This is a genomic window from Mesorhizobium sp. M4B.F.Ca.ET.089.01.1.1 (assembly GCF_004022605.1).
Lineage (GTDB): Bacteria > Pseudomonadota > Alphaproteobacteria > Rhizobiales > Rhizobiaceae > Mesorhizobium > Mesorhizobium abyssinicae.
In genome coordinates, this window is sequence record NZ_RZOS01000417.1 from 1 (window position 1) to 4,991 (window position 4,991).

The 4,991-nt window shown below is 62.1% G+C and carries 8 protein-coding genes; 3 read left to right on the forward strand and 5 right to left on the reverse strand.

Features of this window, described 5'->3' with window-relative positions; translation table 11 throughout:
- Window positions 1–608: 608 nt before the first annotated feature.
- Together EN780_RS27345 and EN780_RS27350 are read left to right on the forward strand one after the other, a co-directional pair.
- On the forward strand, window positions 609–908 hold the full coding sequence (locus EN780_RS27345) for a DUF982 domain-containing protein (RefSeq protein WP_127284591.1): 300 nt from the start codon (window positions 609–611) through the stop codon (window positions 906–908).
- 21 nt (window positions 909–929) lie between these two features.
- Window positions 930–1,214, forward strand: coding sequence for a DUF982 domain-containing protein (locus EN780_RS27350; protein ID WP_127284592.1), 285 nt, complete (start codon window positions 930–932; stop codon window positions 1,212–1,214).
- A gap of 64 nt (window positions 1,215–1,278) precedes the next feature.
- Here the strand turns inward: EN780_RS27350 and EN780_RS27355 are convergent, their stop codons facing one another.
- From EN780_RS27355 to EN780_RS27370, 4 genes are all read right to left on the reverse strand, one after another.
- Window positions 1,279–2,118, reverse strand: a complete 840-nt coding sequence (locus EN780_RS27355) for an ATP-dependent DNA ligase (protein ID WP_189556773.1) — start codon at window positions 2,116–2,118, stop codon at window positions 1,279–1,281.
- A gap of 141 nt (window positions 2,119–2,259) precedes the next feature.
- Window positions 2,260–2,442 (reverse strand): hypothetical protein, encoded by a 183-nt coding sequence (locus tag EN780_RS27360; protein WP_245478216.1) that lies wholly within the window; start codon window positions 2,440–2,442, stop codon window positions 2,260–2,262.
- Window positions 2,443–2,477: 35 nt separating this feature from the next.
- Window positions 2,478–2,879 (reverse strand): low affinity iron permease family protein, encoded by a 402-nt coding sequence (locus EN780_RS27365; protein WP_127309793.1) that lies wholly within the window; start codon window positions 2,877–2,879, stop codon window positions 2,478–2,480.
- Between the two features lie 143 nt (window positions 2,880–3,022).
- Window positions 3,023–3,544: a ferritin-like domain-containing protein gene (locus tag EN780_RS27370; protein ID WP_127285780.1), complete on the reverse strand. Its 522-nt coding sequence runs from the start codon at window positions 3,542–3,544 to the stop codon at window positions 3,023–3,025.
- 284 nt (window positions 3,545–3,828) lie between these two features.
- Here EN780_RS27370 and EN780_RS27375 point away from each other — a divergent pair, with 284 nt between their 5' ends.
- Complete coding sequence (locus EN780_RS27375) at window positions 3,829–4,548, forward strand: Crp/Fnr family transcriptional regulator (protein ID WP_127285778.1); 720 nt, start codon at window positions 3,829–3,831, stop codon at window positions 4,546–4,548.
- 3 nt (window positions 4,549–4,551) lie between these two features.
- On the opposite strand, the gene EN780_RS27380 is transcribed toward EN780_RS27375, so the two are convergent.
- The gene (locus EN780_RS27380; RefSeq protein WP_128275856.1) at window positions 4,552–4,845 is read right to left on the reverse strand and encodes a hypothetical protein; all 294 of its coding nucleotides are present in this window, start codon (window positions 4,843–4,845) and stop codon (window positions 4,552–4,554) included.
- Window positions 4,846–4,991: the final 146 nt, after the last annotated feature.

A 4,991-nucleotide genomic window follows, 5' to 3' on the forward strand; every position in this document is an offset into this window, starting at 1 on the left:
CTGCTCGCCGGTTCATGATGCAAATCCCTCCGACTTCAATGCTCCGCAAAACGGGGCCTGATGTCATTCGTTCCGATGGGGGACTGCAGTCGCAAGCCCGCTGCGACTGAAGTCGCAGCGACAAAGGCAAAGGACTGGATGCGGCAACCAGCAAACCGCTACTCCATTGATTGCGGGGGCCGCCGACAAATCCGACCCACTCCGTCGTCGGTCTTCCCGGGTGCCTGCCATGCTTACCTTTCGAACATGGTGGGCGCCTGGCTTTGCCAGCAAGCGGTGTCTGACAGCGAGACGAATATGACCCTTGTCCAAAGCAGACCGGAGATACCTGCGATGCAGGTCGGTTCGCAAACGACGCTCCCACCCCGGCGGGCCAACGGTAAGCTATCCATATTAGCATCCGCTTGCTAACCAAGTCGCCACGCCGTTGGCGATCAGCATGGTTCGCGAGGTCCTATTGGGGCGAGGTCCATGCAGCAAGCTCATAGAGGTTGCAGAGCACTCTTGACGACAAAAGTCCTCAAACCCATATCGCCGCTGGGCTAGGGATACTGCCGTAGGTCTCGGCCCTCCTGACACTCAATTGTTCGTTCGATTTGGAGGATCTTATGAACGACCGGATGTTCGACAGCCCTGTTTTCGTCAAGAGCGGAAACAGCCTGATCCAGGAAATCGCATGCATCGAGGACGCCCTGGAATTTCTCTACGAATGGCCGAAAAATAGGCGCGGCCCGATTTACGACACTGCGCTGCGAGCCTGCCAAAAGGCATTCGACAGCGATTACCCGCGAAACGCCGCAAGGGAGGCCTTCTGCGGTTTCGCAAAATCAGCCAAGGTTCTTGAAGAACTGAGCGCACCGCCGCCATGGATGGCCAGCGTCGGCGGCCGCGGTGGGCTAGCCGCTTGAAGTCTCGCGATGGAGGTCGCGATGCTCTCAAAGCCATTCGAAAAGCCGATCCGAGTTTGGGTTGGAATGGGGTTTCCCCGTCAGCTCAACACCGTGGTTGACGCATACCAGTTTGCCACCGATTGGTGCGGCAACAGTCCCGAGCAGAAAGCTGCCATCCGCGCGTGCAAGGCGGCACTGGTCGGAGACATCGACGCGGAGACGGCCAGGGGAATCTTTGCCGCCTTTGCCCGGAAGAAGGACATCCTTATCGAGGACGGAAATATGCCGCCGCCTTATTGGAAGGTGCGGCCTTCGCACGTCTAAGCTGGTGAGGCGGCGGTCAACGTCGCCTCACCATACTTCAGAGCCTGTTCCCCTATGACCGCCTCTAGGGTGTCCCTACCTCGCGGAAGTCCTGCAAAGACGCGTGGCGCAGATCGTCCTCGCCCCGCAGATGCTTCACACGGCCAATCAGCCCTGGCCTTACCCACTGCGTCGCCGGCCGCTTCATGCCGTTCGGCGCCGTGCCTGCGTGCTCCAGGGCGCGCTGCCACAAGCGTTCCCGCATTTCCCTATTCAGGGTGATAAAGGCGCTGCCGACATAGCGCCCGGTGCCGCGCTCCGCCAGGAGGGCGAAGGCAGGCTTGCCCGCCTCGCGCTCGACGCCAAGCAGATCGTATTCGTCGATCGCGTAACACTTGGCCTTGAGCCAGGCCGTAGAATTGCCGGATCGATATTTGCTCTCCTTGCGCTTCGAAACCATGCCCTCAAGGCCGGCTTGATCGATGAGATGGAAGATGGACTTGGCATCGCCCGGCAACGATTGACTGAACTGGATGCGCCCGCCAGGCGGGATCATCTCGGCAAGGATCTCGCGCCGGTCCTCCAGCGGCATGTCGCGGAGGTCGCGGCCATTGCGGTGGAGAAGATCGAAGGCGACGAAATAGAGGTCCTGTTGCCGACTGGTGATGGCCTTGCGCAGCGCCTTGAAGTCGGACAGCCCTGCCTCATTCGTGACGATCACTTCGCCGTCGATGATCGCGTCCTCAGCGTCGAGCTCGCTCGCGGCCTTGGCAAGGTCGCGATATTTTGCTGTCCAGTCGAGACCGCGGCGGCTGAAAATGCGCACGCCGTCCACGTCCCGAACAATTTGGGAGCGGTAGCCGTCGAATTTCACTTCATGAATCCAGCCGTCGCCTTCCGGTGGCTTGTCGACGAGCGTCGGCATCAGCGGCTCGATGAATGACAACCGGTCCCTGCCGGCGGGCTTAGGCATCGGGACTCCCCGCGCGATACTCGAATTTGGTTCAATATCGCACGGCCGGTTGTGTTCCGTTAGCAATTGCTTAAATAAAATTGTCGGCCGACGTCACAGACGCTCCGGCCTTGCCATGCCGAGCCCCATGGTCAGGGCTTCTTCCAGGCTGGTCGTATAAAGTGCCGTCTCTTCGAGCCCGCCGAAGTAGTTGATTCTGTGCACTTCGCCCTTCTTGCTCATGACAATCCCGGCCTCGCGCAGCCGTTCCTGGACTGATTTGTATGTGACGCCCACGCCTACCTCCCAAGCTGCTTGGCACCGTCCCGAAATCAGTAGGCGCCCTCAGAACGCAGTTGAGCCTGCTTGGCCTCGGCGCACCGATTTCTGAATTCCTGCACCTCGGCTTCCGTGAGGTGCTCGATGCCAATGAAGTCGTTCTTTCCCTGTCCGGACCGTATGAGTTCGTCGAGCTTCGCCTGAATGGCCGCACCATCGCGGTTCTGGGTGTTCTGGATCAGGAACACCATCAGAAAGGTGACGATGGTGGTCCCGGTGTTGATGACGAGTTGCCAGGTCTCCGAAAAGTCGAACACCGGTCCGGACAAGGCCCAGGCGACCACGCAGGCCAGACATGAGGCGAAAGCCCAGGGGCGACCCGCGGCATGGGCGACCGCCTCCGCGACACGGTTGAATATTCGTTCCAACCCTAAATCCTCCGCCTGCTGCGCCATGCTCGATGGCGTCGTGCCAAAGCTTGAGCCCGTCGGCAGCGGGTTGCGGCCGATACGCCCGGTTGTTCATGGAACCCTGGTGATCGCACGCGGCCCCGGTGCCGACCGGGACCGCAATTGCGGACGATCGCGTGCGCGGCGGTTCAGGCGGCCGCCTGCAACGCCCGCTGGTTCGCGCCACTTTCGCCCAAAGCGCTGAGCGCCTCGTCGGTGGCGGACTCCTGCGCCAGCGTTTCGCGCAGCAACGGCACTGCGTCCTTGAGGCCCAGTTGCTCCGCCCAGGCCACCAGCGTGCCGTAGCGGGCTATTTCATAATGCTCGACGGCCTGGGCGGCCGCCACCAGGCCCGCGTCGAGCGCCGGCTCGTCCTGGTACTCCTCGAGGATTTCCGAGCCTTCTTCGAGGATGCCGTCGATCGCCGGACAGGTCTTGCCCCTTGCAGCCTTGCCCATCAGCTCGAACACCTGTTCCAGGCGATCGACCTGTCCCTCCGTTTCCATGCGATGCTTCTCGAAGGCTGCGCTCAGTTCCTTCGACTGGGCGGCCTTCGCCAGCTTGGGCAACGTCTTCAGGATCTTCTTTTCCGCGTAGTAGATGTCCTTCAGGCCGTCCACGAACAGGCTTTCCAGGCCGTTCGCCGCGCCAGACGAATTCTTCCTTGCCATCACTTTGCTCCATCGTTTGATGTGACTTGAGGGGGCAAAGAAACGGCGCTCGTGAAATCGCAAGCGCCGTTTCCTTGCATCACGATAAGCGCGGCCGGGAACGGATGTTCCCTCCGAAATATTTCGTGAACCCAAGTCGTAGACGGCGCCCGGCGCGCAGGTCTGGACGGCTCTCCTGTCTGCAAGTCTCCCCGGCGCGCATGCCGATCGTCACCCGCACGGTGCTGCAACCAGGCGCCCGCTGCGGCGTTTGCTCTTGGCGGTGCACGCAGGATCGGAACCGAATGCTCGAATCCCTCTATCTGAACCTTGGCCAGCACGACCTCCTCTCGGAGGCGGAAAAGGAATTGCTGGCGGGTGCCATCTCGACCGAACGACATGTCGCCACGGGGCAGGACATCGTTTCCGAAGGGTCGAGGCCGATCCACAGCACCCTTATCCTCGACGGCATCGCCGCGCGCTACAAGGTGCTGGAGGATGGCGGACGGCAGTTCACCTCACTGCAGGTCCCCGGCGATTTCGTCGACCTTCACGCCTTCCTGCTGAAGACAATGGACCATGGCATCATCGCGCTGTCGCCCTGCCATGTCGCCGCCGCCGACCACGCCAAGCTGCGCGCCATCACCGAGCAGGCGCCCCATCTCACCCGGCTCCTGTGGCTGGACACGCTCGTCGACGGCGCCATTCACCGGGAGTGGATCGTCGCCATGGGCCGGCGTTCGAAGACCTCGCATCTCGCCCACCTTATCTGCGAGCTGTTCGTCCGCCTCCAGGTCGTCAAGCGCACGTCCGGGATGAGCTTCCAGCTTCCCTTGTCGCAAGCCGAGCTGGCCGACGTGCTTGGTCTTTCGGTCGTCCATATGAACCGGGTCATCGGCATGCTGCGCAATATCGGCCTGGTCAGCTGGTCGAACTATACCGTGACCATCCTCGACTGGGATCTGCTGGTGGCGATGGCCGAGTTCGACCCGACCTATCTCAGCATGAACCGCGAGCCGCGATAGGCGTCAGGGCGGATCGCGAAGCACCGACTTCCAGGCGGCGACCGACGCTATGTCGACGGTGACCAGGCCGCCCACCTTGAACGTCACCCTGCCTTTGTCGTGGTCGACCTCAGTGACGTGACCCGCGATGGTGATCCGATCGCCGGCCTTGGCGCCGGCCGGCGGGTCGATCGCACAGGGATAATTGTGGGTCGGGATGCGGACCCGCGCGCGACCGCTGCCGAGCAGCGTAAGCACGGTGGCGTTCACGATCACTTCGTCGCCGATCCCTACATCCCAGGCCATGGCGTGGTTCAATCGGGCTCTCGGTCGGGCTTGCTGCCCGGCGACCACAACTGGTCCAGCATGGTAAGCGCGGCACTCGGTGCGGCCGGCCTCAGCAGTCCTTGCTCGGCGGCGGCCTTCTTGAAGGCTGCGAAGGCGACGGCGGGCCGGCATATCCC

What these genes read in the sequence shown, in the direction of transcription:
- EN780_RS27355 (WP_189556773.1), bottom strand. Translation starts at nt 2,118, where the DNA reads ATGCCGACGCTCGTCGACAAGCCACCGGAAGGCGACGGCTGGATTCAT.
- EN780_RS27350 (WP_127284592.1), top strand. Translation starts at nt 930, where the DNA reads ATGCTCTCAAAGCCATTCGAAAAGCCGATCCGAGTTTGGGTTGGAATG.
- EN780_RS27370 (WP_127285780.1), bottom strand. Translation starts at nt 3,544, where the DNA reads ATGGCAAGGAAGAATTCGTCTGGCGCGGCGAACGGCCTGGAAAGCCTG.
- EN780_RS27345 (WP_127284591.1), top strand. Translation starts at nt 609, where the DNA reads ATGAACGACCGGATGTTCGACAGCCCTGTTTTCGTCAAGAGCGGAAAC.
- EN780_RS27365 (WP_127309793.1), bottom strand. Translation starts at nt 2,879, where the DNA reads ATGGCGCAGCAGGCGGAGGATTTAGGGTTGGAACGAATATTCAACCGT.
- EN780_RS27375 (WP_127285778.1), top strand. Translation starts at nt 3,829, where the DNA reads ATGCTCGAATCCCTCTATCTGAACCTTGGCCAGCACGACCTCCTCTCG.